The sequence below is a fragment of the Methylobacterium sp. Leaf102 genome (assembly GCF_001422425.1).
GTDB lineage: Bacteria > Pseudomonadota > Alphaproteobacteria > Rhizobiales > Beijerinckiaceae > Methylobacterium.
Genome location: NZ_LMMX01000001.1, coordinates 679,323 through 704,185, shown reverse-complemented (window position 1 = coordinate 704,185; position 24,863 = coordinate 679,323). Strand labels below are relative to the sequence as shown.

The 24,863-nt window shown below is 70.6% G+C and carries 27 protein-coding genes and 1 tRNA gene; 10 read left to right on the top strand and 18 right to left on the bottom strand.

The genetic code is table 11. The annotated features are described in order from the left end of the window. Positions 1–31 precede the first annotated feature (31 nt). The 3 genes from pstB to phoB all read left to right on the top strand — a co-directional run bounded on the left by pstB (position 32) and on the right by phoB (position 2,487). Positions 32–850 (top strand): phosphate ABC transporter ATP-binding protein PstB, encoded by an 819-nt coding sequence (gene pstB, locus ASF27_RS03400; RefSeq protein ID WP_056165883.1) that lies wholly within the window; start codon positions 32–34, stop codon positions 848–850. A gap of 94 nt (positions 851–944) precedes the next feature. Then, entirely contained in the window at positions 945–1,685 is a 741-nt protein-coding gene (gene phoU / locus ASF27_RS03395) for a phosphate signaling complex protein PhoU (RefSeq protein ID WP_056165889.1), read from the top strand. A 100-nt stretch (positions 1,686–1,785) separates the two neighbouring features. After that, the gene (phoB, locus tag ASF27_RS03390; RefSeq protein WP_056165894.1) at positions 1,786–2,487 is read left to right on the top strand and encodes a phosphate regulon transcriptional regulator PhoB; all 702 of its coding nucleotides are present in this window, start codon (positions 1,786–1,788) and stop codon (positions 2,485–2,487) included. A gap of 66 nt (positions 2,488–2,553) precedes the next feature. Here the strand turns inward: phoB and ASF27_RS03385 are convergent, their stop codons facing one another. Further along, positions 2,554–3,195, bottom strand: a complete 642-nt coding sequence (locus tag ASF27_RS03385) for a GcrA family cell cycle regulator (RefSeq protein ID WP_056357649.1) — start codon at positions 3,193–3,195, stop codon at positions 2,554–2,556. 400 nt (positions 3,196–3,595) lie between these two features. Here ASF27_RS03385 and ASF27_RS03380 point away from each other — a divergent pair, with 400 nt between their 5' ends. Next, positions 3,596–4,471, top strand: a complete 876-nt coding sequence (locus ASF27_RS03380) for a cell envelope integrity EipB family protein (protein WP_056165900.1) — start codon at positions 3,596–3,598, stop codon at positions 4,469–4,471. A 247-nt stretch (positions 4,472–4,718) separates the two neighbouring features. Here the strand turns inward: ASF27_RS03380 and ASF27_RS03375 are convergent, their stop codons facing one another. Further along, a complete protein-coding gene (locus tag ASF27_RS03375; protein WP_056165903.1) occupies positions 4,719–5,051 on the bottom strand; it encodes a DUF3572 domain-containing protein in 333 nt (110 codons plus the stop codon). Positions 5,052–5,126: 75 nt separating this feature from the next. On the opposite strand from ASF27_RS03375, the gene ASF27_RS03370 reads away from it, so the two are divergent. Together ASF27_RS03370 and ASF27_RS03365 are read left to right on the top strand one after the other, a co-directional pair. Then, positions 5,127–5,507 (top strand): response regulator, encoded by a 381-nt coding sequence (locus tag ASF27_RS03370; RefSeq protein ID WP_056165906.1) that lies wholly within the window; start codon positions 5,127–5,129, stop codon positions 5,505–5,507. 56 nt (positions 5,508–5,563) lie between these two features. Next, positions 5,564–6,937: a PleD family two-component system response regulator gene (locus tag ASF27_RS03365; protein WP_056357646.1), complete on the top strand. Its 1,374-nt coding sequence runs from the start codon at positions 5,564–5,566 to the stop codon at positions 6,935–6,937. A gap of 3 nt (positions 6,938–6,940) precedes the next feature. Here the strand turns inward: ASF27_RS03365 and ASF27_RS03360 are convergent, their stop codons facing one another. The 4 genes from ASF27_RS03360 to ASF27_RS03345 all read right to left on the bottom strand — a co-directional run bounded on the left by ASF27_RS03360 (position 6,941) and on the right by ASF27_RS03345 (position 10,219). Then, on the bottom strand, positions 6,941–8,158 hold the full coding sequence (locus ASF27_RS03360) for an O-antigen ligase family protein (RefSeq protein ID WP_056357643.1): 1,218 nt from the start codon (positions 8,156–8,158) through the stop codon (positions 6,941–6,943). 41 nt (positions 8,159–8,199) lie between these two features. Continuing rightward, a complete protein-coding gene (locus tag ASF27_RS03355; RefSeq protein WP_056264992.1) occupies positions 8,200–8,805 on the bottom strand; it encodes a DUF2059 domain-containing protein in 606 nt (201 codons plus the stop codon). A 69-nt stretch (positions 8,806–8,874) separates the two neighbouring features. Next, entirely contained in the window at positions 8,875–9,585 is a 711-nt protein-coding gene (rpiA, locus tag ASF27_RS03350) for a ribose-5-phosphate isomerase RpiA (RefSeq protein ID WP_056165918.1), read from the bottom strand. A 142-nt stretch (positions 9,586–9,727) separates the two neighbouring features. After that, a complete protein-coding gene (locus ASF27_RS03345; RefSeq protein ID WP_082478766.1) occupies positions 9,728–10,219 on the bottom strand; it encodes a hypothetical protein in 492 nt (163 codons plus the stop codon). A gap of 186 nt (positions 10,220–10,405) precedes the next feature. Between ASF27_RS03345 and ASF27_RS03340 the strand changes: the two genes are divergently transcribed. Then, positions 10,406–11,113, top strand: coding sequence for an HAD family hydrolase (locus tag ASF27_RS03340; protein ID WP_056165921.1), 708 nt, complete (start codon positions 10,406–10,408; stop codon positions 11,111–11,113). 145 nt (positions 11,114–11,258) lie between these two features. Here the strand turns inward: ASF27_RS03340 and ASF27_RS03335 are convergent. From ASF27_RS03335 to ASF27_RS03315, 5 genes are all read right to left on the bottom strand, one after another. Further along, positions 11,259–11,333, bottom strand: a tRNA-Val gene (locus ASF27_RS03335). Between the two features lie 153 nt (positions 11,334–11,486). After that, positions 11,487–13,211 carry an iron ABC transporter permease gene (locus tag ASF27_RS03330; protein ID WP_082478765.1) on the bottom strand — a complete coding sequence of 575 codons (1,725 nt, stop codon included), beginning with the start codon at positions 13,209–13,211 and terminating at the stop codon, positions 11,487–11,489. A gap of 25 nt (positions 13,212–13,236) precedes the next feature. Next, on the bottom strand, positions 13,237–14,259 hold the full coding sequence (locus ASF27_RS03325; protein ID WP_056306443.1) for an extracellular solute-binding protein: 1,023 nt from the start codon (positions 14,257–14,259) through the stop codon (positions 13,237–13,239). Positions 14,260–14,409: 150 nt separating this feature from the next. Next, entirely contained in the window at positions 14,410–15,471 is a 1,062-nt protein-coding gene (locus tag ASF27_RS03320; protein ID WP_056357640.1) for an ABC transporter ATP-binding protein, read from the bottom strand. Beyond that, the gene (locus ASF27_RS03315; protein WP_056357637.1) at positions 15,468–16,181 is read right to left on the bottom strand and encodes an alpha/beta fold hydrolase; all 714 of its coding nucleotides are present in this window, start codon (positions 16,179–16,181) and stop codon (positions 15,468–15,470) included. The genes ASF27_RS03320 and ASF27_RS03315 overlap by 4 nt, the downstream gene beginning before the upstream one ends. Positions 16,182–16,313: 132 nt before the next feature. Between ASF27_RS03315 and ASF27_RS03310 the strand changes: the two genes are divergently transcribed. Together ASF27_RS03310 and ASF27_RS03305 are read left to right on the top strand one after the other, a co-directional pair. Next, positions 16,314–18,590, top strand: a complete 2,277-nt coding sequence (locus tag ASF27_RS03310; RefSeq protein ID WP_056357634.1) for a primosomal protein N' — start codon at positions 16,314–16,316, stop codon at positions 18,588–18,590. A gap of 54 nt (positions 18,591–18,644) precedes the next feature. Further along, on the top strand, positions 18,645–19,004 hold the full coding sequence (locus ASF27_RS03305) for an STAS/SEC14 domain-containing protein (protein ID WP_056166902.1): 360 nt from the start codon (positions 18,645–18,647) through the stop codon (positions 19,002–19,004). Positions 19,005–19,007: 3 nt separating this feature from the next. On the opposite strand, the gene ASF27_RS03300 is transcribed toward ASF27_RS03305, so the two are convergent. The 7 genes from ASF27_RS03300 to ASF27_RS03270 all read right to left on the bottom strand — a co-directional run bounded on the left by ASF27_RS03300 (position 19,008) and on the right by ASF27_RS03270 (position 24,243). Beyond that, on the bottom strand, positions 19,008–19,400 hold the full coding sequence (locus ASF27_RS03300) for a hypothetical protein (RefSeq protein WP_056165932.1): 393 nt from the start codon (positions 19,398–19,400) through the stop codon (positions 19,008–19,010). A 278-nt stretch (positions 19,401–19,678) separates the two neighbouring features. Then, positions 19,679–20,674 carry an asparaginase gene (locus tag ASF27_RS03295; protein ID WP_156369084.1) on the bottom strand — a complete coding sequence of 332 codons (996 nt, stop codon included), beginning with the start codon at positions 20,672–20,674 and terminating at the stop codon, positions 19,679–19,681. A 97-nt stretch (positions 20,675–20,771) separates the two neighbouring features. Further along, complete coding sequence (locus ASF27_RS03290) at positions 20,772–20,978, bottom strand: Trm112 family protein (protein ID WP_056165938.1); 207 nt, start codon at positions 20,976–20,978, stop codon at positions 20,772–20,774. Between the two features lie 25 nt (positions 20,979–21,003). Next, positions 21,004–21,672 (bottom strand): LON peptidase substrate-binding domain-containing protein, encoded by a 669-nt coding sequence (locus ASF27_RS03285; RefSeq protein WP_056165941.1) that lies wholly within the window; start codon positions 21,670–21,672, stop codon positions 21,004–21,006. A 79-nt stretch (positions 21,673–21,751) separates the two neighbouring features. Beyond that, positions 21,752–22,645, bottom strand: a complete 894-nt coding sequence (trxA, locus tag ASF27_RS03280) for a thioredoxin (RefSeq protein ID WP_056165943.1) — start codon at positions 22,643–22,645, stop codon at positions 21,752–21,754. Between the two features lie 115 nt (positions 22,646–22,760). Beyond that, positions 22,761–23,234: a hypothetical protein gene (locus tag ASF27_RS03275; protein WP_056265009.1), complete on the bottom strand. Its 474-nt coding sequence runs from the start codon at positions 23,232–23,234 to the stop codon at positions 22,761–22,763. Between the two features lie 76 nt (positions 23,235–23,310). Then, complete coding sequence (locus ASF27_RS03270; RefSeq protein WP_056357631.1) at positions 23,311–24,243, bottom strand: hypothetical protein; 933 nt, start codon at positions 24,241–24,243, stop codon at positions 23,311–23,313. A gap of 81 nt (positions 24,244–24,324) precedes the next feature. Here ASF27_RS03270 and ASF27_RS03265 point away from each other — a divergent pair, with 81 nt between their 5' ends. Then, complete coding sequence (locus tag ASF27_RS03265) at positions 24,325–24,855, top strand: 2'-5' RNA ligase family protein (protein WP_056165951.1); 531 nt, start codon at positions 24,325–24,327, stop codon at positions 24,853–24,855. Positions 24,856–24,863: the final 8 nt, after the last annotated feature.

The following is a 24,863-nucleotide window of genomic DNA, read 5'->3' as shown; positions in this document are numbered from 1 at the left end:
GCCCCCGTTCGACCTGAAGGACCCGCAACCGATGAACGCCGCCAACGGGATCACCTCCGCGCAGCTCACCGGCCGCCACAAGGCGGACGAGAGTTCCCCCGTCCGCATCGCCGTGAAGGATCTGAACTTCTACTACGGCACCTTCCACGGCCTGAAATCCGTGAACCTCAACTTCCACGACCGGCAGGTCACCGCACTCATCGGTCCGTCGGGCTGCGGGAAATCGACCCTGCTGCGCACCTTCAACCGCATCTACAGCCTCTACCCCGACCAGCGCGCCGAAGGGGAGATCCTGCTCGACGGCCAGAACGTCCTCGACGCCAGGGTCGACCTGAACGAGCTGCGCTCGCGCATCGGCATGGTGTTCCAGAAGCCGACGCCGTTCCCGATGTCGATCTACGACAACGTCGCCTTCGGCCTGCGCCTCTACGAGAAGCTGCCGAAAGCCGACCTCGACGTGCGCGTGGAGGAGTCCCTGCGCAAGGCTGCCCTGTGGGACGAGGTGAAGGACAAGCTCAAGCAGTCCGGCATGGGCCTCTCGGGCGGCCAGCAGCAGCGCCTGTGCATCGCCCGCACGGTGGCGCAGCGCCCCGAGGTGATCCTGTTCGACGAGCCGACCTCGGCCCTCGACCCGATCTCGACGGGCCGCATCGAAGAGCTCATCGAGCAGCTGCGGTCCGAATTCACCATCGTCATCGTCACGCACAACATGCAGCAGGCGGCGCGCATCTCGCAGTTCACGGCGTTCATGTATCTCGGCGAACTCGTCGAGTTCGGTCCGACCACGCGGATCTTCATGAACCCCGAGAAGCGCCAGACCCAGGACTACATCACCGGCCGCTTCGGCTGATTTCTTGGGAGAGGGGGCGGCTCCTCCGCCGCAGCCCGCCCCACCCCGCCCTGTGGCAGGTTTCCCCGAACGAGACCTGACCGAGGAGTGCGACATGCCCGACCACATCGTCAGTTCCTACGACACCGACCTCGAAGACCTGCGGCGGTCCATCTCCGAGATGGGCGGCATCGCCGAGAAGATGATGACGGAGGCGAGCGACGCCCTCGTGCGCCGCGACGTGCCCCTGGCCCAGGCGGTCATCGCCGCCGATCACCGCCTCGACACCCTGCAGCGCGAGATCGAGGAGCGCTCGATCCTGCTCATCGCCCGGCGCCAGCCCATGGCCATCGACCTGCGCGAGACCGTGTCGGCGATCCGGGTCTCGAACGACCTCGAGCGCATCGGCGATCTCGCCAAGAACGTCGCCAAGCGCGTGGTGGCGATCGCGGACCAGATCCAGCCGCAGAAGATCGTCATCGGCGTCCAGCACATGAGCGACCTGGTGCAGGAGCAGCTCAAGGACGTCCTCGACGCCTATGCCAGCCGCGACACCAAGGCGGCCCTCGACGTATGGGAGCGCGACGACGCCATCGACGCCCTGTACAACTCGCTGTTTCGCGAGCTCCTGACCTACATGATGGAGGATCCGCGCAACATCTCGTTCTGTACGCACCTGCTGTTCGTCGCCAAGAACATCGAGCGTATCGGCGACCACACCACCAACATCGCCGAGACGATTCACTACCTCGTCACCGGCGCCAACAGCCTGGCGGAGAGCGATCGTCCCAAGAACGACGCTTCGAACTACGCCACGGTGGACATGCCGCCCCTCGGCCTGACCACGGGCGCCTGAGGGGAGCCCTCGTCGAGGGCGCGAAAGACCAAGGGTTCGAGCCCTGCCCGCCCCGCCATGGGTCGGGCGGGGTTCCGGGCCGCATGAGCGGGCGGTTGTGATGAGTACGCGGATCCTCATCGTCGAGGACGAGGAGGCCCTGACCCTCCTGTTGCGCTATAATCTCGAGGCCGAAGGGTTCGAGGTCGATTCCGCCGCGCGCGGCGACGAGGCCGACCTGCGGATGCAGGAGCAGGTGCCCGACCTCGTGCTGCTCGACTGGATGCTGCCCGGCCTGTCGGGGATCGAGCTGTGCCGCCGGATCCGGGCGCGCCGGGAGACCGAGCGCCTGCCGGTGATCATGCTGACGGCCCGGGGCGAGGAGGGCGACCGCATCCGCGGCCTCGGCACCGGGGCCGACGACTATATCGTCAAGCCGTTCTCCGTGCCGGAACTGCTCGCCCGCGTGCGCGCGCTCCTGCGCCGGGCCAAGCCGGCCCACGTGGCCAACCTGCTGGTGGCCGGCGACATCGAGCTCGACCGTCTCAGCCACCGCATCCGCCGCGAGGGCCGCGAGATCCATCTCGGTCCGACGGAGTTCAAGCTCCTCGAATTCCTCATGCGCAGTCCCGGGCGCGTGTTCTCGCGCGAGCAGCTGCTCGACGGCGTCTGGGGGCACGACGTCTACATCGACGAGCGTACCGTGGACGTGCACGTCGGGCGTTTGCGCAAGGCCCTGAACCGGCCCCGGCAGAGCGACCCGATCCGCACGGTCCGGGGCTCGGGCTACTCGTTCGACGAGATGTTCGCCGGCACCGAGTGACGCGCCGGCCGCAAGCGCGGAGCGTGACCCGCTCGGATTCCCGGCGGCACGACGATCGCGATCGCCTCAGCGAAATCCGCCGACCCTGCGGTCGCGCTTGCGCTCGGCCGCCGGCTGGTAGGCGATCTGGGCGTGGTGGGTGCAGTAGGGCAGGCCGGTGATGGCGCGGTCGCCGCAATAGTGGAAATCGGGCGACGTCGGGTCCCCGAGGGGCCAGCGACACATGGATTCGCGCAGATCCATGATCGTGACCCTGCGCGAGGCCGCCAAGCCCACGGCCTCGATCCGGGCCACGAGCACCGGCGCGGCGCGCGTATCCGCGGGAGCGGGCTGCATCGCGACGACGGATCCGGCCTCGACCGCCGCGGTTCCGGACGGTTCGCTGTCCCGGCCCACGGTCCCGAGCATGGGGGCATCGATCCCGAGCCCTTGGATTTCGGTGTCCCGATGCCCGGTCTCGTGGTCCGCGGATTCCGGTTGTCCGGGCTCCTGGCCCGCGCCCTCGCGGACCGGCTTCTTGCGGGGGAGGGTGTCGGGCCCTTTCGCCACGCGGCCGGACAGGCCGAGACGATGGACCTTGCCGATGACGGCGTTGCGGGTCACGCCACCGAGTTGCGTGGCGACCTGGCTCGCGCTCAGGCCGTCCTGCCACAGGCGACGCAGGAGATCGACGCGCTCGTCCGACCAGCTCGGAACCGTTTCGGTCATCGCCCCCTCCGACATCGTGCACCGATCACCGCATGTATCACGGGCGCGAAGGACCGGCGGCGGAGCTCCGCAGCGTAAGGTCCCGGGACCGGACAGGTGACGTTCGCCTCGGGCTCTCTTCGGCGACGGTCGAACCGTACAGGAGCGCCCGAGTCCGAGGCAAGAGCGGCCTTGACCGCGTCCGGGCGGGCGACGGGGTTTTCACCGTCAAAGCCAAGTTGGCAAAGCCAAGTTTGCAAACCCAGGTTTGCAAGGACGAGTTCGCAAAGCCGTGCCCGGCTCTCTCCGCCGCGAGGGACTCGCATTGCCGGTGGGTGACGGGCGGCCTATCTGACGGGCAGTCCATGCGTGCCGAACGGTGCGCCGGTCCGACCCCGCCAACCCCCCGGCAGGAGACTTCATGCGTCTGTCCCGCGCCACGGCCTGCCTCATCCTGTCCGCCAGCGGGGCGTCGGCCGCCGAGCCCGTGCCCCTCGCCAGCCACCGCGCGGTCTACGACCTGTCGCTCGCCCAGAGCGGCGGCACCCGGGCGGTGGAGAGCGCGCGCGGGCGCATCGTCATCGATTTCTCGGGCGACGCCTGCAAGGGCTACACGATGCAGACCCGGCAGGTGACGGTGCTGGAAAGCGGCGAGACCGGCAGCCGCACCTCGGACCTGCGCAACACCACCTTCGAGAGCGCCGACGGGCGCAGCTACCGCTTCAAGGTCAGCACTTTGCTCAACGGCACGCCCGGCCAATCCGTGGACGGCACCGCCGAGACGGTGGCCGATGCCCTCAAGGTTCGCCTGAAGGAGCCCAAGCGCGACGGGTTCCAGGCGAGCGGAGAGGTGCTGTTCCCGACGGTCCACATGCGCCGTCTCATCGCGGCGGCGCGCGAGGGCCGGACGACCCTCTCGGTGAAGGTCTACGACGGCACCGACGACGGCCGGAAGGTCTACGACACCCTGGCGGTGATCGGGCGCCCGGCCACGACCGCTTCCGTCAAGGAAGGGGCGCCTCAGGAGGAAGCCGCGGGCGAGGGCGCCGCGAAGCCGAAAGCCGACCGCGACAAGCCCCTGCGCGAGGGGGAGATGGCGGGCATGACCCACTGGCCGGTGACCCTGAGCTACTTCACCGCCGGCGAAGGCGAGCGCACGCCGATCTACGTGCTGACCTTCGACCTCTACGAGAACGGCGTCAGCGGCAACCTGCGCCTCGATTACGGGGAATTCGCCGTGGCGGGCAATCTCAGCCGCCTCGACAAGCTCCCAGCCGCCACCGACTGCAAGTCCTAGAGCACTCTCCGCCGAAGTGGATGCCGGTTCGGCGCAAAAGAGCGCGGCAAAGCGAAGGCCTCGCGATGTGGCCCGACCCAACGCGGTCGGGCGCAGCGCGAGGGCATCGGCTCCCGGAGCGGCGTCGATCCGCCGGCAGGGCGGATGATGCGGAGGCGCCCCTCTCACCGCGACGGGAGTGGCCCGTCCACCGCTCCGATCGATCGGTCGGGCGGACCTGCCTCGAATGGGCGGACGCGGGGCGCCGTCAGACGTCGTCGCCCCGCGTCCCCTGATCCGAAAATCCGTCGTCGAACTCCATGGGCGAGAGTCGGCCCCAGGCCGCCGCGATCCGCTCGGGCGGCACCGCCAGGGCCTCCGCCGCGGCCATCAGGGTGGCTTCGTCGCCCATGACGTGGTCGAGGAGCCCGGCCAGGAATCCGGCATCCTGCGCGCTCGCCCGCAGGGTGTCGGGGGTCACCCCGGTGGCGTTGAGGAAGGGGTAGAGCCGCTCGTCGTCCGTGGCCATCCAGGCGAGGATCGCCAGGGCGAGGCGCTCGGCCGAATCACGGTCATTGGCGGATTTGCGTTTCGTCAACATGTATCCGTTACATCTCATTGCGCGGGCCATGCCTCGAAGAACAATGAGCCGCTCGAACGCCGGGAACAATGGGCCATGACAAAGACGGTGCTCATCGTCGAGGACAACGAGCTGAACATGAAGCTCTTCAACGACCTGTTGGAAGGGCACGGCTACGCAACGCTCAAGACCGCCAACGGGATCGAGGCCATCGAACTCGCCCGCGCCCACCGGCCCGATCTCATCCTGATGGACATCCAGCTTCCCGAGGTCTCCGGCCTCGAAGTCACGAAGTGGCTGAAGGAGGACGACGACCTCAAGTCGATCCCGGTCATCGCCATCACGGCCTTCGCCATGAAGGGCGACGAGGAGCGCATCCGCGAGGGGGGCTGCGAGGCCTACCTGTCGAAGCCGATCTCGGTCGCCAAGTTCCTCGCCACCGTCCGTCAATATCTCGGTGACGGCAAGTCGTCGTGACCCGGCATATCCGTCTGATCGGGCGTGTCCCCTTCGATCCGAACGCGTGAGGACAGATGTCGGCCCGGATCCTGATCGTCGATGATCTCTTCCCCAACGTGAAGCTCCTGGAGACCAAGCTCTCCCTGGAGTATTTCGACGTGCTGGCGGCCATGAACGGCCCGGATGCCCTGGCGATCTGCGCCAAGGGTCTGTGCGACCTCGTCCTCCTCGACGTGATGATGCCCGGCATGGACGGGTTCGAGGTGTGTCGCCGGCTCAAGAACGACCCCAACACCGCCCATCTGCCCGTGGTGATGGTCACCGCCCTCGACCAGCCCTCCGACCGCCTGCGCGGCCTCGATGCCGGCGCCGACGACTTCCTGACCAAGCCCATCGACGACATCGCCCTGTTCGCCCGCGTGCGCAGCCTCGTGCGGCTGAAGGCGGTGACGGACGAGCTGCGCAGCCGCGCCCTGGCCTCCCGGGATTTCGGCATGGGCGACCCCCTGGCGCTCGCCACCGCCGAGACCGGGCAGAACGCCACGATCCTGCTGGTGGAGGACCGCGCGAGTTCCGCCGACCGCCTCGCGACGGCGCTCGGCCAGCACCACAGCGTCACCGTCGAGGCTGATCCGCACAAGGCCCTGGTGCTGGCCACCGAGGGCGGTTTCGACCTCGCCCTCGTCAGCCTCGATCTCGCCGATTTCGACGGCCTGCGCCTGTGCAGCCAGCTACGGTCCCTCGACCGGACCCGGGCCATGCCGGTGGTGATGATCGCCGAGCCGCACGACAAGGCGCGCGTGGTGCGGGGCCTCGATTTCGGCGTGCACGACTACCTCATGCGCCCCGTCGACCGGAACGAGCTCGTGGCCCGCGTCCGCACGCAGGTGCGCCGCCGCCGCTTCTCCGATACCCTGCGGGGCGCCGTCCAGGCCTCCATGGAACTGGCGATCATGGACGGGCTCACGGGCCTGCACAACCGGCGCTACCTAGACAGCCATCTCGGCGCCCTGTTCGCCGAGGCGGCGCTGCGCGGCCGCCCGGTGGCGACGCTTATGCTCGACATCGACCGGTTCAAGACCATCAACGACACCTGGGGCCACGAGGCCGGCGACGAGGTGCTGCGCGCCTTCGCCGATCGCATCCGCACGCACACGCGGGGCATCGACATCGTCTCCCGCTACGGCGGCGAGGAGGTGGTGATCATCCTGCCCGACGCCGAGGCACCCGAGGCCCACGCCATCGCCGAGCGCATCCGCGAGCGGATCGAGGCCGTGCCGTTCTCGATCCAGCGCGACACCCGGGCCATCAGCGTCACCGTGTCCATCGGCGTGTCCTGGCGCCGGCCCGAGGACGTGGGACCGGCCGACATGCTCAAGCGCGCGGACCTCGCCCTCTACCGGGCCAAGAATGCCGGCCGCAACCGCGTCGAGGCGGCGGCGGCCTGAGCCTCAACTCGTCTCAGCCCCGCCTTCCTGCAGCCACCCCTCGCGCAACCAGGTCACGGCGCCCCCGAGACCGGCCACCCACCAGGCCTGCCACGCGCCGTGCTCGACGAAGGCGACCGCCACCGCCGCGCCGAGGAGGCCGAGCGCCGTCACCGCCTGGAAGCGGGGCATCGCCGCGATGGCGCGGAGCGTCAGGAACAGGAGGGCCGCCATCAGTCCGGCTCCGATGACCCCGAGTTCGGCCCAGACCTGCAGGAAACTGTTGTGCGGATGGCCCACCGCCAGCATCCGGTGCCATTCCGGCGCGATGCCGTCGGCCGCGGGCGTCCAGGCGAAGCGCCCGGCCGTGCCGTAGCCGGCCCCGCGCCACGGATCGGCTGCCACCGCCGCGCCGAAGCTCCGCGCGATGGCGACGCGCGCCCGCGAACTGCTCTGGACGAGGCGCTCATGGGCCGCCTCCGGCATCAGGCGATGGAGGAGATCGCCCTCCACGGGGCTGAGCGCCACCGCCAGCGCCAAGGCGACCCCGGCGAGGCCGAGGCCGGCACGCCGGGGCAGGCGCCACGCCGCCAGGGCCATGCCGGTGCCGGCGAGGAGCCCGAGGGCGGCGGCGCCGCTCACGGAGCGCAGGATCGCGACGGCGGACACGACCCCGATGAGACCGGCCGTCAGCCGGTGTCCCCTGCGCAGGAGCAGGGCGACGAAGGGGCCGGCGACGAGCAGGATCGTCAGGGCCGGGCGGTTGTAGATGAAGTAAGCCACCCGCGTGCCCAGCGCCTTGCGCAGAGCGAGGTCGGTCGCGAGGTCCGCCACGAGAACCAGCCCGGCGAGGCCCAGCATCCAGGCGGCGGCCATGGCCGTCCCGGGCGGCATCCGGCCCGGTGCGAGGCGTGCCAGCAGGTAGGCGGCCAGGAGGGTGGGCCCGAACTCGCCGGTCGTGCGCCAGGACAGGGCGGGAAACGGGCTCCAGGCGATGGAGACGAGGCACCAGCCGAGGAAGGCGAGGGCTGTGAGCCCCGCTCCCGTGCGCAAGGGGGCCGCGAGGGTAGTCCAGGCGGCGCGCCGATCCTCGATCAGGGCGGCGGCGAGGAAGAGGAGGGCGGCAAGCCCGATCACCGCCGGGCTCGAGCGGTTGGCCGCCACCATCGCCAGGGGGAGGGCGGCCAGGGCGAGGGCTCCGGTGCCGCGCAGGCGCTCGCCGAGGGACATGCGCGGGGACATGCGCGGGAAGAAGCCTGATCGCACCGCGGCGCCGAGGCGCCTTACTGAAGCTGGTGGCCGCGCTTCACCATCTCGGCCCGCACGCGCACCATGACGTATTCGGAGACCTCCTGTGTCCAGCCCTGCATGGCCTGGACGATGCCGTCGAGAACCTGGGGCTGGGTCTCGACGTAGCGCTTGCCGGCGGGCGACCGGAAGAAGGTGGCGATGTCGGAGAGTTCGGCCTCGGTGAGGCGGGTGGCGTAGATGCGCGCCGCCGTGTCGATCATCGCCTGCTTCTGCAACTCCATCTCGGGCTGGAGACCGACCAGCACCTCGTCGAGGTCCTTGCCGAGTTCGGGCCGCGTCACGGCGTTCTGCCGGATCTGCTCGCTGAAGGCCGGGATGATGGAATCGAACGAACGGGCGATGCCCGAACTCAGCATCACCTCGCGGGCCAGCGCCATGTGCGACGGGGCGAAGGCCGGGGCCTGGTTGTTCGCCGCCGGGGTCGCGGGCGCCGGGGGCGCGGGCTTGGCCGGCGTGGCCTTTTGCGGGGCGGCCGGCTTCTGCGGCGCCTGGGCGTGGACCGCCGGGGCGATCAGGAGCGCGGCGCCCGCCAGTGCGGCGCGCAGGGCGTGGGAGCTGGAGGCCAGGGGGCGAAACATGGAGGAGGCTCCGGGAAGTCTTCGACGATGCGGGTCGGGCGAGGGATCGGGCGAGGGATCGGGGATGGGTCAGACGGCGCCGAGGCAGGTCACGTGCGCCGTGCCGTCCCGCGCCTCGGCCAGGATCGCCCCCGTGGCGAGGCCGAGGAACAGGCCGTGCTCGACCACGCCGGGCACCGCCCACAGGGCGGCCGAGAGGGCCTCGGGATCGGGGATGCGCTCGAGATGCGCGTCGAGGATGTGATGGCCGCCATCGGTGCGGAGCGGCGCCCCGTCCGCGCCCGTGCGCAGGACGATCGCGCCCGCGCAACCGGCGGCCGCGACGGCCGCCTCCACCGCGCGCCGCGTGGCGCCGAGGCCGAACGGGTTGACCTCGATGGGCAGCGGGAAGGCGCCGAGCGTCGCGACGCGCTTGGCCGCGTCGGCGATCACCACCATGCGGCGGCTCGCGAAGGCGACGATCTTCTCGCGCAGGAGGGCGGCGCCGCCGCCCTTGATCAGGCGCATGTGCCCGTCGATCTCGTCGGCCCCGTCGATGGTGAGATCGAGCTCCGGCAGCTCCTCGAGGGTGGCGAGCCGGATGCCGGCGGCCTCCGCCGCGACCCGCGTCGCCTCGGAGGTCGGCACGCCGACGACGTCGAGGCCGGCGCGGACGCGGACGCCGAGCAGCTCGATGAATGCGTTGGCGGTGCTGCCGGTGCCGATCCCCAAGCGCATCCCGTCCGTCACGAGGGCGACGGCCCGCTCGGCGGCGGCGCGCCGCAGGTCGGGCCCGCTCATGCCGAACGTCCGGGGGCCGGTCGTTCGGCGGCGACGGGACGGCTCGGGACGGCAGGGCGCATGGAACGGGCTCGGGGCTTCGGGCGTCGGCAGGCCCTAGCACGGCTGACCGCGCCGTCAAACGCGACGCGGACGAGCGCGATCAAGGGCGCGCGGAACCACCTTGGGGGGGCGTCACGCTCGGGCTCGCCCGGCCGGGGACGGGGCTCGCCGCTTCCTCCGGTCCGGTGGGATTGGCCTGCGCCGTGCAGACCACGGCCTCCTTCTGGAGCTGGACGTAGCAGATGCTCATCTCGCCCGTGCGATAATTGACCCGGAACACCCCCGCCTCGCGGGTGTGGCGGGAGGCGACGAGGCCGTATTCGGAAGGCGCCTGGGCGCTCGCACCCTCGCCGGCGCCGTAGCACACGGTAAGGCCGACGCTGCCGACCGCGCCCTCGCGCAGGCCGTACTGGCACGAGGTGACTTCGCCCGTGACCTTGTCGACCCGGTAGACCCGGTTGAGGTCGATCTGCGGCGCGGGCACGAACTCGTAGGAGCTCGCCCAGGCCGTCGTCGTCAGGAGGGCCAGCAGCCCCACCGCGCGGAAAAGGTGTGAGGCCTGTTGGGTCAGACGCATGTGGGTCAGACGCATGGGTGTCCCGATGTCTCGGCTTTGAGGATCGCGCGAGCGATAGCGCCGCCTTGCGGCGCAACCGTGGCCCCGCGCCAGCGTCTTGCCCATAACCGCACATCCGCGCGGGCGTCTTGCCCCTGCCGCGCGGCCCCGATAGCGCTTGGCCCCGATCTCCAACGCCGAGCCCTCGCAGAAAGCCAGCCCATGTCCGCGCCGAGCCGATCCCCGTCCAGCCTGCCGCCCATCGCGGTGTTCGACCTCGACGGCACCCTGGCCGAGACGGCGGGCGACCTCGTCGGAACCCTCAACGCCATCCTGGCGCAGGAGGGCCTGAAGACCCTCGACCTCGCGCAGGCCCGCGACATGATCGGCGCCGGCGCCAAGGCGTTGATCCGGCGCGGGTTCGAGGCATCCGGCACGGACCTCGACGACGACCGCCTGGAAGCCCTGTTCGTGGCGTTCCTCGATCATTACGGCCGCCACCTGTGCGACCATTCCCACCTGTTCCCGGGCGTGACGGAGGCCCTCGACACCCTCGCGGCCCGGGGCTTCACCCTCGCCGTGTGCACCAACAAGGTCGAGGCCCACGCCCTCACGCTCCTCGAACTCCTTGGGGTGTCGGGGCGCTTCTCCGCCATCTGCGGCCGGGACACGTTCGCGCATTACAAGCCGGACCCGCGCCATATCACCCTCACCATCGAACGCGCGGGCGGGGACCCCGCCCGTGCGGTGATGGTGGGGGATTCGCGCGCGGACATCGACGCGGCCAAGGCCGCCGGCATCCCGGTGATCGCGGTGCCGTTCGGCTATACCGATCTGCCCGTCGAGGCCTTCGGCCCCGACCGGGTGATCGCGCATTTCGATGAGCTGGTGGCGGCCGTGGAAGCGCTCGTGCCGGCGGCGCGGGGATAATCCCGGCCCGAATGGCCCCAGCCAAACCTGTTCATCCCGAGGGGCCGCCTCGGGATGAGGACCCGAGATGGATCCGGCCCGGACAGCCGATCACGCACGGCATGGCGGCGAAATCTGGTGGATGGTATGTGTTCGATGGAGGAAATGGTGGGCGGTACAGGGATCGAACCTGTGACCTTCCCCGTGTGAAGGGGACGCTCTACCGCTGAGCCAACCGCCCGCTGCCATTCTTGCCAGTTCGCGTGGTCGGCTCTCGCGAGCAGGCCAAGGGTCGAAGCGAACGGCGTTCCGTGGGCGATGCCGCCGGAACCGAGGGCGTTCTAGGGCGCGGCCCCCCGGCCCGTCAAGGCGGGAATTTCGCCGGGTGAGGTTTTCACGGACGGGCCGCCACGGCGGCCTCGCGCCGGGTGCCGAGGCGCATCAGGACGATGACGGGCACGAGGCCGACGAGGACGATGAGGAGGGCCGCGACCGTGCCGTCCTCGTAGGTGCCGCGCGCGGCCTCGCCGTAGAGGTGGGTCGCCAGGGTCTCCACGTTGAGGGGGCGCAGGAGAAGGGTCGCGGGCAGTTCCTTCACGCAATCGACGAAGACGAGGAGTGCCCCGCTGAGCACCGCCGGCCAGGCCAGGGGCCACTGCACCCGCGCGAGGGTCGCGGCGGGTCCGCGTCCGAGCATCCGCCCGGCGTCGGGCAGGCTGCGCGGGATGCGGCCGAGCCCGGCCTCGCAGGTGCCGACGCTGACGGCGAGGAAGCGGATGAGGTAGGCGATCACCAGGGCGCCGCCGGTGCCGAGGCCGATGAGGGCGGGGGCGGCGCCGAACAGGCGCGTCAGCCCCTCCGACAGGATCGTGTCGGCCAGGGCTAGGGGGCCGAGCAGCCCGATGGCCAGGATGGCGCCCGGCAGGGCGTAGCCGAGGCCCGTCAGCCGGACCATGCCGCGCCCGAGGCGGCCGGGCAGCAGGCGGGGGGCGGCCGCGACGAGGAATCCGATGCCGGCGGCGAGGCCCGTGGCGAGGCTCGCGTACAGCACGGTGTTGCCGATCTCCGGCAGGATGGTCGCGGGCCAGCCGGTGCGGGCGACCCGCGCCACGGCCGCGTGGACGAGATAGCTCGCCGGAATCAGGAAGCCGAGGGTGACCGGCACGAGGCCGAGCGCGAGGGCCGCCCAGCCGCGCCAGCCGCGGAGGGGCCGGCGAGCGAGGTCGCGCGGGCGCTGGGCGGTGCCGGCGAACCCCCGTCCCCGCCGGGCCCAGCGCTCGATCGCCACGAGGCCGAGGACGGCGACCAGCATCACCAGGGCGATCTGGGCGGCGCCGGGCAGATCGGAGCGGTTCACCCAGGTGGCGTAGACCTGCACCGTCAGGGTGCGGACGCCGAGGAACTCGGCCGCACCGATGTCGTTCAGCGCCTCCATGAGGGCGAGGCTGGCGCCGAGCGCGATGGCCGGGCGCGCCAGCGGCAGGGCGACGCGCAGGAACACCGCGGCGGGGGGGCGCCCGAGCATCCGCCCGGCCTCGATGAGGTTGGCCGCCTGCATGAGGAACAGGGCCCGGGTCGGCAGATAGACGTAGGGGTAGAGCACGAAGCCGAGGAGCAGGATGCAGCCCGGCAGGGAGCGCAGTTCCGGCAGGACGAAGTCGCGGGGCCGGGCGTAGCCGAGCCATTCCCGCAGGACGGTCTGCACCGGGCCGATCGGGTGCATGAGGTCGAGATAGGCGTAGGCGACGATGTAGGTCGGCACCGCCATGGGCAGGAGCAGGCCGGCCTCGAGCCAGCGCCGGCCGGGGAAGGCGTAGGCCGAGACGAGCCAGGCCGCGCCGGTGCCGAGCACCACCACGAGGACGCCGACGCCGGCGAGCAGCAGGCCGGTATCGACCAGGGCCCGGGGCAGCACGTGGGCGAGGAGGTGCGGCCACAGGGTGCCGTCGCCCCGGGCCGCGGCGAGGACGAGGGACGCGATGGGGCTGAGGACCAGGGCCGCCAGCGCCAGGGCGGCCGCGCCCCAGCCGAGGGTCCGGGGCCACGCCCGCGCCACCCGTCCGGTGGAGCTTGGCACCGCCAACGCCCCGACGTCGATCGCCGGCGCCGCCCCTTTCATGGCTGCTGGACCAAGGATTGCCCGATCAGTTGTCGAAGCCGACCTTGTCGAGGAGCAGGCTCGCCGCCTTGCGGTTGCGGGCGATCTCGGCGAGCGGCGTCGTGTCGATGGTCAGGGGTCCCAAAGCCGCGAGCAGGGGGTCGACGGGGGCGCCGGCCTTGACCGGGTACTCGTAGTTGCCCTGCGCGTAGAGCCCCTGGGCCTCGTCGGAGACGAGGTATTCGAGGAGCTTGACCGCCTCGTCGCGGTTCGGCGCGGACTTCGCCACCACGGCGCCCGAGACGTTGACGTGGGTGCCGCCGCCGAGGAACGCCGGCATCAGCACGGCGATGCCGTCGCCCCAGGCCTTCTGCTCCGGGCCGCCTTTGCCCGAGCGCATCAGGCCGACGTAATAGGAGTTCGCCAGCCCGATCTTGCAGGTGTCGGCGAGGATGTCGCGGGCCACATCCCGGTCGCCGCCGGCGGGCTTGCGGGCGAGGTTGGCCTTCACGCCCTTGAGCCAGGTCTCCGTCGCTTCGGCCCCGTGCCGGACGAGATAATGGGCGACGAGGGCCGTGTTGTAGGGGTGCTGGCCGGAGCGCAGGCACAGGCCGCCCTTCCAGCTCGGATCGGCGAGGGACTCGTAGGTGAGGCCCTTGGTGTCCTTCAGGTCCTTGGCTGCGTAGGCCACACGCGCGCGCATGGAGAGGGCGAACCAGCGCCCGTCCGCATCCCGCAGGGCCGGCGGGATCGCCGCCTCCAGGGCGGGCGAGCGCACGGGCTGCGCGAGGTCGCGGTCCACGAGTTCGATGAGGTTGCCGATGTCGACGGTCATCAGCACGTCGGCCTTACCGCGCGCGCCTTCGGCCGCCACGCGCTCGGCGAGGCCCTTCTCCACGAACACCGTGTTGACGGTGGTTCCCGTGCGGGCCGTGTAGGCGTCCAGCAACGGCTTGATCAGACCGGGTTCGCGGGTGGTGTAGAGGTTGACCTCCGCCGCCCGCGCCGACCCGAGGGCCGCCCACGCGACGAGACCCGCCACAGCGAACCGCTTGACCGCACCGACCATGATCCCGTCCCTCTCCAGACTATTGCGGGACGAGGTTCAGACGGATCGCGACTCAAAAGGCAAGCACGATGTCTTTGATTTAAAACAGTTAAAAACTAGAGTTCTCCGGTCTCTGCAGGCGCTGTGCTGGAAAAACCCAAGCTCAGGGTTTTAATCCGGGCTCCCTGCAAAAAGAAAAGCCTGTCCCTCGTCGCAGGCCAGCCCCACGGCCTCGCCCGGCCGGCGCCCGTCGGTGCCGGATACCGGAAGGGCCAGCGGATCGGCAAAGCCCTCGGCCTCGACCGTGAGCCAGGCGGCGGCACCGAGGAAGCGCCGGGCGGCGATCCGGCCGGGCACGCCGACTCCCGCCCGCCCGAGATGGATCGCCTCCGGGCGCCAGCAGGCGACGACGGGGCTGCCCTCGGACAGGTCCGGCGCCGGGCAGCGGCCGAAGGGCGTGGCCACGGAGCCGTCGCGGCAGGTACCCGGAACCTCGACGAGGTCCCCGAAGAAGCGCGCGGCGAAGCGCGATGCGGGTCGGCGATAGAGGTCGTCCCCCGTGCCCACCTGGACGATGCGCCCGCCCCGCATCAGGGCGATGCGATCGGCGAACCCCAGGGCTTCTTCCGGATCGTGGGTCACCAGGATCGCCGTGGTGCCGGTCTCGCGCAGGAGGGCGAGGGTATCGGCGCGGACCCGGTCCCGGGTGCGCCGGTCGAGGTTCGAGAACGGTTCGTCGAGGAGCAGGATGCGCGGCCCGGGGGCCAGGGCGCGGGCCAGCGCCACCCGCTGGCTCTCGCCGCCCGACAGGGTGCCGGGATAGCTCGCCGCGCGGTGGGCGAGGCCAACCTGCTCCAGGCGCGCCGTCGCGATGGCGCGGGCCGCCTTGCCGGGCTGGGCGTGGAGGCCGAACCGCACGTTCTCGGCGGCCGTCAGGTGCGGGAACAGGGCGTAGTCCTGGAACATCAACCCGACGCCGCGGGCCTCGGCCGGCACGTCTCCCACATCGGTGCCGTCGAGGCGGATCGTGCCCCGCTCGGGCTGCTCCAGCCCGGCGATGGCGCGAAGCAGCGTGCTCTTGCCGCAGCCGGAATCGCCCAGCAGGGCGACGATCTCGCCGGGCCGCACGGCGAGATCGATGCCGTCGAGGGCGCGCACGGCCCCGAAGCGCAGGCCGACATCCCGGAGTTCGAGGCGGGGTGGGATGCCGCGGCCTGGGTCGGACTGGGTCATGGGCATCCTTTGGGCGTCCTCGCGTCGGGGACGAGAAATCGCCCGTTCCGGACGAAGTGCAAGGCCTGCCCGATGACGCGGCCGTTCCACATCATCAGGCCGTGGGTCGTGTGGAGGGTCACGTGGGCGCTCATTCCGGCCACGCGGGTGCGGTGGACGCTCACCCGCCCGTCATTGGGGCGGGGCAGCATCAGCCAGGACTCGACGGGGTAGAGCGTGCGGTCCCCCGCGATGACGCCCAGGGGATAGTCGACGGTCCCGAGGAGCGCCGTTAGGGACGCGTCCCGCCGCGTCGTCAATTCTGCGCCGGCCGGGCCGAAGAAACGCCGGTAGGCGGCCATGCCGTGGAGGCGGTCGGCGACCTCGCTCCCGCCGTTGGGCGGCGCCAGCATCACCACGCGTCCGAGATTGTCCGGACGATGGCGGGTCAGGAGCGCGCGGGCGACGAGGCCGCCCATGGAATGGGTGACGACGTGCAGGCGGGCGACCCGCGCGGCGAAGGCCGCAACGGTCGGGGCGACGCGCGCCGCGAGGTCCGCGAGGGCGGCCGTGCGGGCCGGATAGTCGAGGTTGAGAGTCACATAGCCCTGTGCCTGGAAGGCGCGCTCCATCCGGGCCAGGGACGCGGCCCGGCGTCCGATGCCGTGCAGGAGCAGGACGCCTTCCGGCGCGGCGGTCTCCGGGATCGTCCCTGGCTCTGGATGGCGCATCGGGGTCTCACGGCACGGCGTCGGGCGGCGGATTCGTCGGGTGGTCGGACGATGGAATGGTCGAGGCATGCCCGTCGCGCAATCGCCGGATCATGCTTATATTCCGGGTATGTTCCAGCACAGCCCGCGCCGATGCCCAGCGTCGCCGAGATCCTGATCCCGCTGGCGCTCGACAGCGCCTACAGCTACGCGGTGCCCGCCGGCCTCACCCTGACGGTGGGCGACGTGGTGCAGATTCCCCTCGGCCCCCGCGAGACCGTGGGCGTGGTCTGGGGCGTGCGCCAGAGTCCGTCGGGCTCGAACCTGCGCCCGGTGACGGGCCGTCTCGACGTGCCGCCCCTGTCCGGTCCGTTGCGCGAACTCGTCGACTGGCTCGCCCGCTACACCCTGGCGCCCAAGGGCTCGGCCCTCGCCATGGCCCTGCGTCTGCCGGACGAGGCCGCGCAGAGCGAGACCGTCCGCATCGGCGTGCGCGCCTCCGGCAAGCCGCCCGCCCGCCCGACGGCGGCGCGCTTGAAGGTGCTGGCGGTGGCCGCCGACGGAATCATGCGGGGCAAGAGCGCGCTCGCCAAGGAGGCCGGCGTCTCCCTCAGCGTCGTCGACGGCCTCATCGACGACGGCGCCCTGGAAGCGACGGCCCTCGCGCCCGAGCCCGTGGCTCTGCCGCCCGACCCGGACCACGCCCGGGTGCCCCTGTCGGAGGCGCAAGGTGAGGCCGTGCGCGAGCTGATCGCGATGATGAACCCGGCGCCTCCGCCCGGGGAACCGCTCGAGGCGTTTCTGTTGACGGATGCGGGACAGGGTGCCGTCCCCGCCGCCGCCCCGCCGCCGTCATCCCCTGAGCCAGAGACCGCGCCGTTTCGCGCGCCCACGATTCTCCTCGAAGGCGTCACGGGCTCGGGCAAGACCGAGGTGTACTTCGAGGCCGTGGCCGATTGCGTCCGGCGCGGGCGCCAGGCCCTCATCCTGATGCCCGAGATCGCGCTGACGGCGCAGTTCCTCGACCGGTTCGCCGAGCGCTTCGGCGTGCGTCCGGCCACCTGGCATTCGGGCATCGGGGGGAAGCGCCGTGAGCGCATCCGCGCCGGGGTGGCGGCCGGCGAAATCGCCGTGGTGGTCGGCGCCCGCTCGGCCCTGTTCCTGCCGTTCACGCAACTCGGGATCGTCGTCGTCGACGAGGAGCACGAGGCCGCCTACAAGCAGGAGGACGGGGTGCATTACCACGCCCGCGACATGGCGGTGGTGCGCGGGCGCATCGAGAACTGTCCCGTGGTGCTGGCCTCGGCCACGCCCTCCATCGAGACGCGGGTCAACGCCGAGCGCGGGCGCTACCGCCACATCGTCCTGCCCGAACGCTTCGGTGGCCGGCGCCTGCCCGACATCGCCGCCATCGACATGCGCTCCGACAAGCCCGAGCGCGGTAGCTTCATCGCGCCCGCCCTCATCGCCGCCGTGCGCGAGACCGTGGCCGCGGGCGACCAGGCTCTGCTGTTCCTCAACCGCCGGGGCTACGCGCCCCTCACCCTGTGCCGGGCCTGCGGCCACCGCTACCAGTGCCGCAACTGCTCGACCTGGCTGGTGGAGCATCGCTTCCGCAAGGCGCTCGTGTGCCATCAATGCGGCTACGCCGAGCGCCGCCCGGATTCCTGCTCGGAATGCGGCACCTTCGACAACCTCACCCCCTGCGGCCCCGGCGTCGAGCGCATCGCCGAGGAGGTCACGGCCCTGTTTCCCGACAAGCGCATCATCGTCCTGTCGAGCGATTTTCCCGGTGGGGCCGAACGGTTGCGCGCCGAACTCCAGACCGTGGCCGAGGGTGGCTGCGACATCGTCATCGGCACGCAGCTCGTGGCCAAGGGCCACAATTTCCCGCACCTCACCCTGGTGGGCGTGCTCGATGCCGATATCGGCCTGACCTCGGGCGACCCGCGCGCGGCCGAGCGCACTTTCCAGCTTCTCCAGCAAGTGACAGGCCGGGCCGGGCGCGGCGAGAAGCCGGGACGTGCCCTGGTCCAGACATTCCAGCCCGAGCACCCGGTGATCGCGGCCCTGCTGTCGGGGGATGCGGCGCGGTTCTACGAGGAGGAAATCGCCGCCCGCGAGGCCGCCGGCCTGCCGCCCTTCGGGCGTCTCGCCGCCCTCATCGTCTCGGCCAACGAGCGCGAGGTGGCCGAAGCCCACGGGCAGGCCCTGGCGCGGGCATCCGAACCGCCCGATGGCGTGATGGTGCTGGGACCGGCCGAGGCGCCGCTCGCCCTGGTTCGCGGCCGCTATCGCTTCCGCCTGCTCGTGAAGACCGAACGGTCCGTCGACCTGCAGAGTTACCTGCGCGACTGGATCGCGCGCGGGCCCAAGGTTCGCGGCAACGTGAAGGTCGCCATCGACGTGGACCCGCAGAGTTTCCTATAACGCGCGTCCGTCGTTCGCTCGGCGTCGCGTTCGACCCCCGAAGGAGTACTGCACGTGCTGACCTATACGAAGAAGCCGGATTCGAACGTCGCCGAGATCGTGGTCGACGGCCAGATCACCGATGCGGACATGAACACCGTCATCACCGCCATGCAGGCGGACCTCGACAAGGGCGGCAAGCTCAAGCTTCTCGAGGATATCCGTGAGTTCAAGGGCATGGAGCCGGCGGCGTTCTTCAAAGACCCGCGTTTCGGCCTCGCCATGATGAAGGGCGTCAGCCATGTGGCGCTGGTCACCGACGCGTCGTGGCTGCGGATGATCGCCGACACCTTCGGCAAGGTTTCTCCGGCCACGATCAAGACCTTCGACCGCGCCCATATCGACGAGGCGCGCACCTGGCTCGCCGGCAACTAAAGATCAATCCGCCTGGGCGGTGCGCGTCGTGTGACGCCGCGCCGTCCAGCGGCCGGAGCACAGGGAGGAAACCTTCCAGGTGCCGCCGCCGGAGCTCGCCTGAAGCCGGCCCGAGACCGCACCCGTGGCGGTGCCGTTGGTGACGCTGAGGCCGACGGTCCCGTCCGGTCCGACACGGCCGCTCATGCTGGCGTTCTGCCCCGAGACGAGGCGGACCTGGCCTTCCTGCACCGAGACGGAGTAGCTGTAGCGGCTGTCGCAGACCATGCCGGATTCGGTCACCAGATCCACGGACCACGCACCGTTGAAGTTGCCGGCCTCACGGGCCTGACCGGGCAGCGGCGCGAGGGCGACGAGGCCGGTCCCGAGGGTCAACAGTGCGACGAGTCTGGTCATGCGTCATCCTTTGGCGAAAGGCTCGGCCAGCCCCGGCCGCGGTTGGCGCGAGGGTTCCAAGCAGACGATCAATCGAGAGTGATCGTAGGATACGCACGCAAGCGGCAGGATTATGACGGGCTGTACCGTTTCAAGGTGAGCGGCATGTCACACGCGGCCTGAACCCGCGATGACTGGCGCGGGACGGCGAATTACCTTGGCGGTATTTGGGGGGGTGTGAGGGGGCGAGCCGGTTGTTGGTTCGGCCCTGCCTCACGCCAATGCCGTCGGGGGTACGGTCAGCGGTTGTAATACGCTTGCAGCGCGGCCCGGTCTTTGGTCAGGGGCACCGCCAGAAGAGCGAGCACCCGGGCCTTGTCGGGGGTCAGGTCGTCGGCGAAGACCGCCCCGGCCTTGAGCAGGGTGTTGCCGCCACCCTTGAAGCCGTACACCGGCAGGGCTCGGCCGTTGTAGACCTTGGTGGCCACGATCACCGGCACGCCCTTGGCGATGGCGTACTGGATCGCGTCGTGCATCGCCGCATTCACGTTGCCGAAGCCGTAGGCCTCCACCACGATGGCCTCGGCGCCGCCATCGGCCGATTGACGCACCTGCGTGCCGTCCGCCCCCGCATACATCGACACGAGATCGATGCGCGGCATGCGCTCGGGGATCGCCAAGGTCTGGCGGCGCAGGGACTTGCGCGAAAAGATCACCCGGTCCTCGTCAACGTAGCCGAGGGTGCCGGCATCGCCCGAGTTGAAGGTCTCGACGTTGCTCGTATGGGTCTTGCGCACCTCGCGGGCGGCATTGATGCGGTGGTTGAGGGTCACCGTGACGCCCATGTCGACGGCGTCCGGCGACAGGATCTGCCGGACGGCGTTGAGGAGGTTGCGGCTGCCGTCCGCGTCGGCATCCGAGGCGTTCCGCTGGGCCCCCACCATCACCACCGGCTTGGTGCTGCGCAGGGTGAGGTCGAGGAAGTAGGCGGTCTGGTCGAGGGTGTCGGTGCCGTGCAGGACCACGGCGCCGACGATGTCGGGCCGGGCGAGCAGCTCGTCCACCTTGGCGGACAGTCCGGGCCAGAGCTCCGGGCCCATGTAGTCGCTCGGGACGTTGCTGAACTCGGTCACCTCGATCCGGGCGATCTCGCCGAGTTTCGGCACGGCGCCGACGAGGTCGGCTCCCGACAGGGCCGGCACCGGCGCCCCGGTCGCCGGATCGTTCTTCATCGCGATGGTGCCGCCGGTGGCGACGATGGCGACGAGGGGGCGCTCGGCGGCTGTGGCGGTCATGCTGGCGGTCAAGGTCCAGGCGAGGAGAGCCAGGACGGCGCGACGGAGGAAAGCAGGTTTCGTCATGGCACGCCCGGGCTTCGAGGAAGGGGAGGGGTCAGTCGGTCAGGGGCCGCGCCTCTTCGGGCAGCATGATCGGGATGCCGTCGCGGATCGGGTAGGCGAGCTTGGCCGATCGGCTGATCAGCTCCTGCCGGGCGAAGTCGTAATCCAGGGTGTCCTTGGTCAGGGGGCAGACCAGGAGTTCGAGGAGCTTCGGGTCGACGCGGGTCGCCTCGACCGGGCTCTGGGTGTCATCGGCCATGGGCGTTCATCCTCTATGGAAACGGTCACTGAAGGGTGGGCTCGGTGCCCGAGCCCCGCACCAACTCCATTTCGGTCACGGCGATCAAGACCTCGGCGCGTGTCTTGAGGTCGGGCGCTTCCAGCATCGCCTGCTTCTCGCGGGCGCCGAACGGGCTCATCATGCAGAGCGCGTTGACCAGCGCCTCGTTGGGCGCCTCCTCGATCCCAGCCCAATCGACCTTGAGGTCGTTGACCTCGACGAAATCCTTGAGGGCCTTGAGGACGCCCTCGCGGTCCACCGCGTCCTCACCGGCACGCGGCTCGAAATCGGCGGCGAAGTCGTCGTAGGACACCTGACAGCGGCGGTAGCGCGAAGCCACGGCCATCTCGCTCTCCACCCGGAACCGGGCGATGCCCGTGAGCGAGATGAGGTAGCGCCCGTCGCCCGTTTCGGCGAACTGGGTGATGCGCCCGGCGCAGCCGACCCGGAACAGCTTCGGCGTCATCGGCGATGTCCCGCTCTCGATGTCGGGCTGAATCATGCCGATGATCCGGTCCGTGCGCAGGGCGTCGTCCACCATCGCGAGGTAGCGCGGCTCGAAGATGTTGAGCGGCATCTGCCCGCGGGGCAGCAACAAGGCGCCCGGCAGGGGAAACACCGGGATCACCCCGGGGCAGTCGCCCGGTCCCTTATAGCCCGCATGCGTGCTCATCGCGTCGCCCCGTCGGTTCGTTGCCTTACGCGAAAATCCGGCCTCACGCGAAACCTTGGCTCGATGCCGAGTGTCGGCCTCACGCGAAGACCAGGGTCGACAACCGGCGCCGGCCCCGGATCGAGGCCTTGTCCATAAGGCCCCAGGCCTCGAAGAAGGTGAGCAGCTGCTTGCGCGCCGCGCCCTCGTTCCAGGTCCGGTCCCGCCGCTCGATCTCGATGAGCTGATCCACGGCCTCGTCGCGCTTGTTGAGGCCGTTGAGGCCGAGCGCGAGGTCGAACCGGGCTTGATGATCGTTGGGGTCGGCGTCGATGCGGCTCTGGAAGGCGCCGAGATCGCCGAGTTCGGCGGCCTTCTCGGCGAGTTCCACGGCCGCCCGAACCCCCACCAGCGCCGGGTCGGTCGCCTTGTCGGCCGGCGCCAGGGCGAGGACTTCCTTCGCCTTGTCGATGGCGCCGAGGTCGAGCTGGAGCTTGGCCAGGGCCGCGATGGCGGTGACGTTGCCGGGGTCCTCGGTGAGGATGGCGGCATAGAGCTGAGCGGCGCCGGCGGTGTCTCCGACACCCAGCATCGCGTCGGCCTCGGCCAGGGCCTCCTCGATGGGGGAGGGGCCTGCCGGGCCGGCCAGGCGCTCGATGAACTCCTTGATTTGGGCCTCGGGCACGGCGCCCATGAAGCCGTCCACCGGCTGGCCCTTGTCGAAGGCGATGACGGCGGGAATCGACTGGATGCCGAGCTGGCCGGCGATGGAGGGGTGCTCGTCGATGTTCATCTTGACGAGCTTCACGGCCCCGGCCGAGGCCTGGACCACCTTCTCCAGCACGGGGGCGAGCTGCTTGCAGGGGCCGCACCAGGGCGCCCAGAAATCCACCAGCACGGGCTGCTGCATGGATTCGGCGACGACATCCTGGCGGAAGCTCGCCGTGGTCACGTCCTTGGTCGGTTCGCCCGCCTGGGGCGCGTCGTTCAGCATCGGTTCCTCGAAACGTCGTCTGGGATGTTCGGTCGTGAGCCGGGTCTGTCCATCCGGACGCCCGTCCGTCAAGAGATGGTCGCGCACGGGTGCCGGAACCAGTCCCGAGCGCGTCCTACTGTGCCGGGGCGCCGGGGGGCGCTTTGGTGTCGGTGACGAAGGTGCCCGCGTAGGCGCCCTTGGCGGCGTTGGCCTCGCAGGTGATCGCGGTCTTGCCCGGCGTCGGCGTGCTGAACGAACAGGCGCCCACGGCCACGAGGGGCCCCTGGACCACACCGTCCTTCGTCGTCTCGCTCGGGATCACGAGGTTGATGGGCTGGAGCGGATCGGTCTCTTCCGTACGCTCCTGCTGGGCACCGTTGCCGCTGAAGCTGAGGGCGCGTCCCTCGGCCGCGAAGTCGAAGCTCGTGCGGCTGCGCGAGACCGTGTTCATCAGCGTGCCCTTGCACGTCGAGGTCAGGTCCTGCCCGGCGATCACGAGTTTCTCGCAGCGGCCTTCGAGCTTGACCGCCGTCTGCGCCAGGGCGGGGCCGGCGAGGAGGACGGGTGCGAGGACGAGGGCGAGTCGGAAGATCGGAAAGTGCGTCATGGGGCAGATGTATGGTGGCGTCCCGATCTGTCGAGGGGCGATGGGTCGAGAGGACCTCGCCACCACGAACGGTCCGTCAGGCGGCCTGCGGTGCCGCTTGCCCCGGCGGCGCCTCCTTCTGGAAGGCGCGGATGTCGAAGGCATCGTCCGGCACGCGGGTGAGGAAGCGCTCCGCCATCTCGAACAGCAGCAGGTCCGGTCGCACGGATTCGACGTAGCCCCAGTCGAGGCTCGACGACCATACGAAATGCACCTCGCGAAACGTCTCGGCGAGGAGGCCCGTCAGCATGATCGGCGCGAAATGGGCGTAGGAATCGCCGAACAGCACCACCGTGCGCGGGTCCGCGCCGGGGGTGTCGTTGCGATAGATCACGTGGGCGCCGACATGCAGATCGGGGGCGCGTCCCGCCGCCTCGTAGGCCTCCACCAGGGGACTGGCGTAGTGGCGCCGCGCGTCGCGGTCGATGACCCCGTGGCTCGCCGTCTCCTCGGGCAGGCTCGACAGCTTGTCGCCGAGATCGCGCACTCGGGTCGTCTCGAAGCGCGGCCGGTCGAAGAGATCGGGCGGCGGCACCGCACCGCAGGCGCGCAGCAGGGTGCGATAGGCGAAGAGGCAGCCGTCGTAGTTCCAGTGGGTGTCCGTGCGGTAGTAGAGCGGCACGGGGCCATCGCGGGCCGCCCGCATCGGCCCGAGCAGATCGACGAACGCCGCGTCGTTTCGCAGCCGCTCGGCCAGGCGCCGGGCCGGCGAGCGCTTCGGATCGAACCCGAGCCCGTCCGTGCGGTCGTCGTAGACGGACAGCTTCTCCGGCACGAGGGTGTGGACGTAGCGGATACCGAGGGAGCGCGCCCGGGCGGCGCGCGCTTCGATGAGCTTCGCCCAGGCGCGCAGGCGCCACCAGCGCGACGGGGTCGCGCGGTACTGCGCGAGCACGCCGTTGCTGCCCCCGATCAGGAAGAGCCAGCCGTCCCGGCCCACATGAACGATCTCCCGGTGTTTTCGCCGCATGCGCGGTCCTTAGACGCCGATGGGGCCGCTGAACAGGGAGGCCCTGGACCCGGGGCTAGGCCTGCGCCATCTGCCGTTTCCATGACGCGAACCCCCGCCACGTCCGATCCCCTGATCCTGACCCTGGAGATGGATGCGCAGACCTTCGCGCATTTCGACGGCCTGCGCCGACGGCATTTCCCCGCCGCCCTCAACCACATCCCGGCTCACGTCACCCTGTTCCATCACCTGCCCGGGCTCGACGAGGCGGGCATCACCGAGACGGTGGTGGCCCTCGCCCGGACGCAGGCGCCGCCGGAGGTGGCCGTGACGGGACTGCGCTTCCTCGGGCGCGGGGTCGCCTATGGGCTCGATGCGCCCGGCCTCTCCGCGTTCCGGGGACGCCTCGCCCATGAGTTCGCGTCCGTCCTCACCGCCCAGGATGCCCAGGGCTGGCGCCCGCACGTGACCATCCAGAACAAGGTGACGGCCGGTGTCGCCCGCGCGCTGCTGGCCGAGCGCGAGGCCGCCTTCGCGCCCTTCACCTTCACGGCGCCGGGCCTCGTGCTATGGCGCTATCTCGGCGGTCCGTGGGAACGCCGCGCCGCCTTCGCGTTTGGAGAGAACCGGTGAGCCAGCAC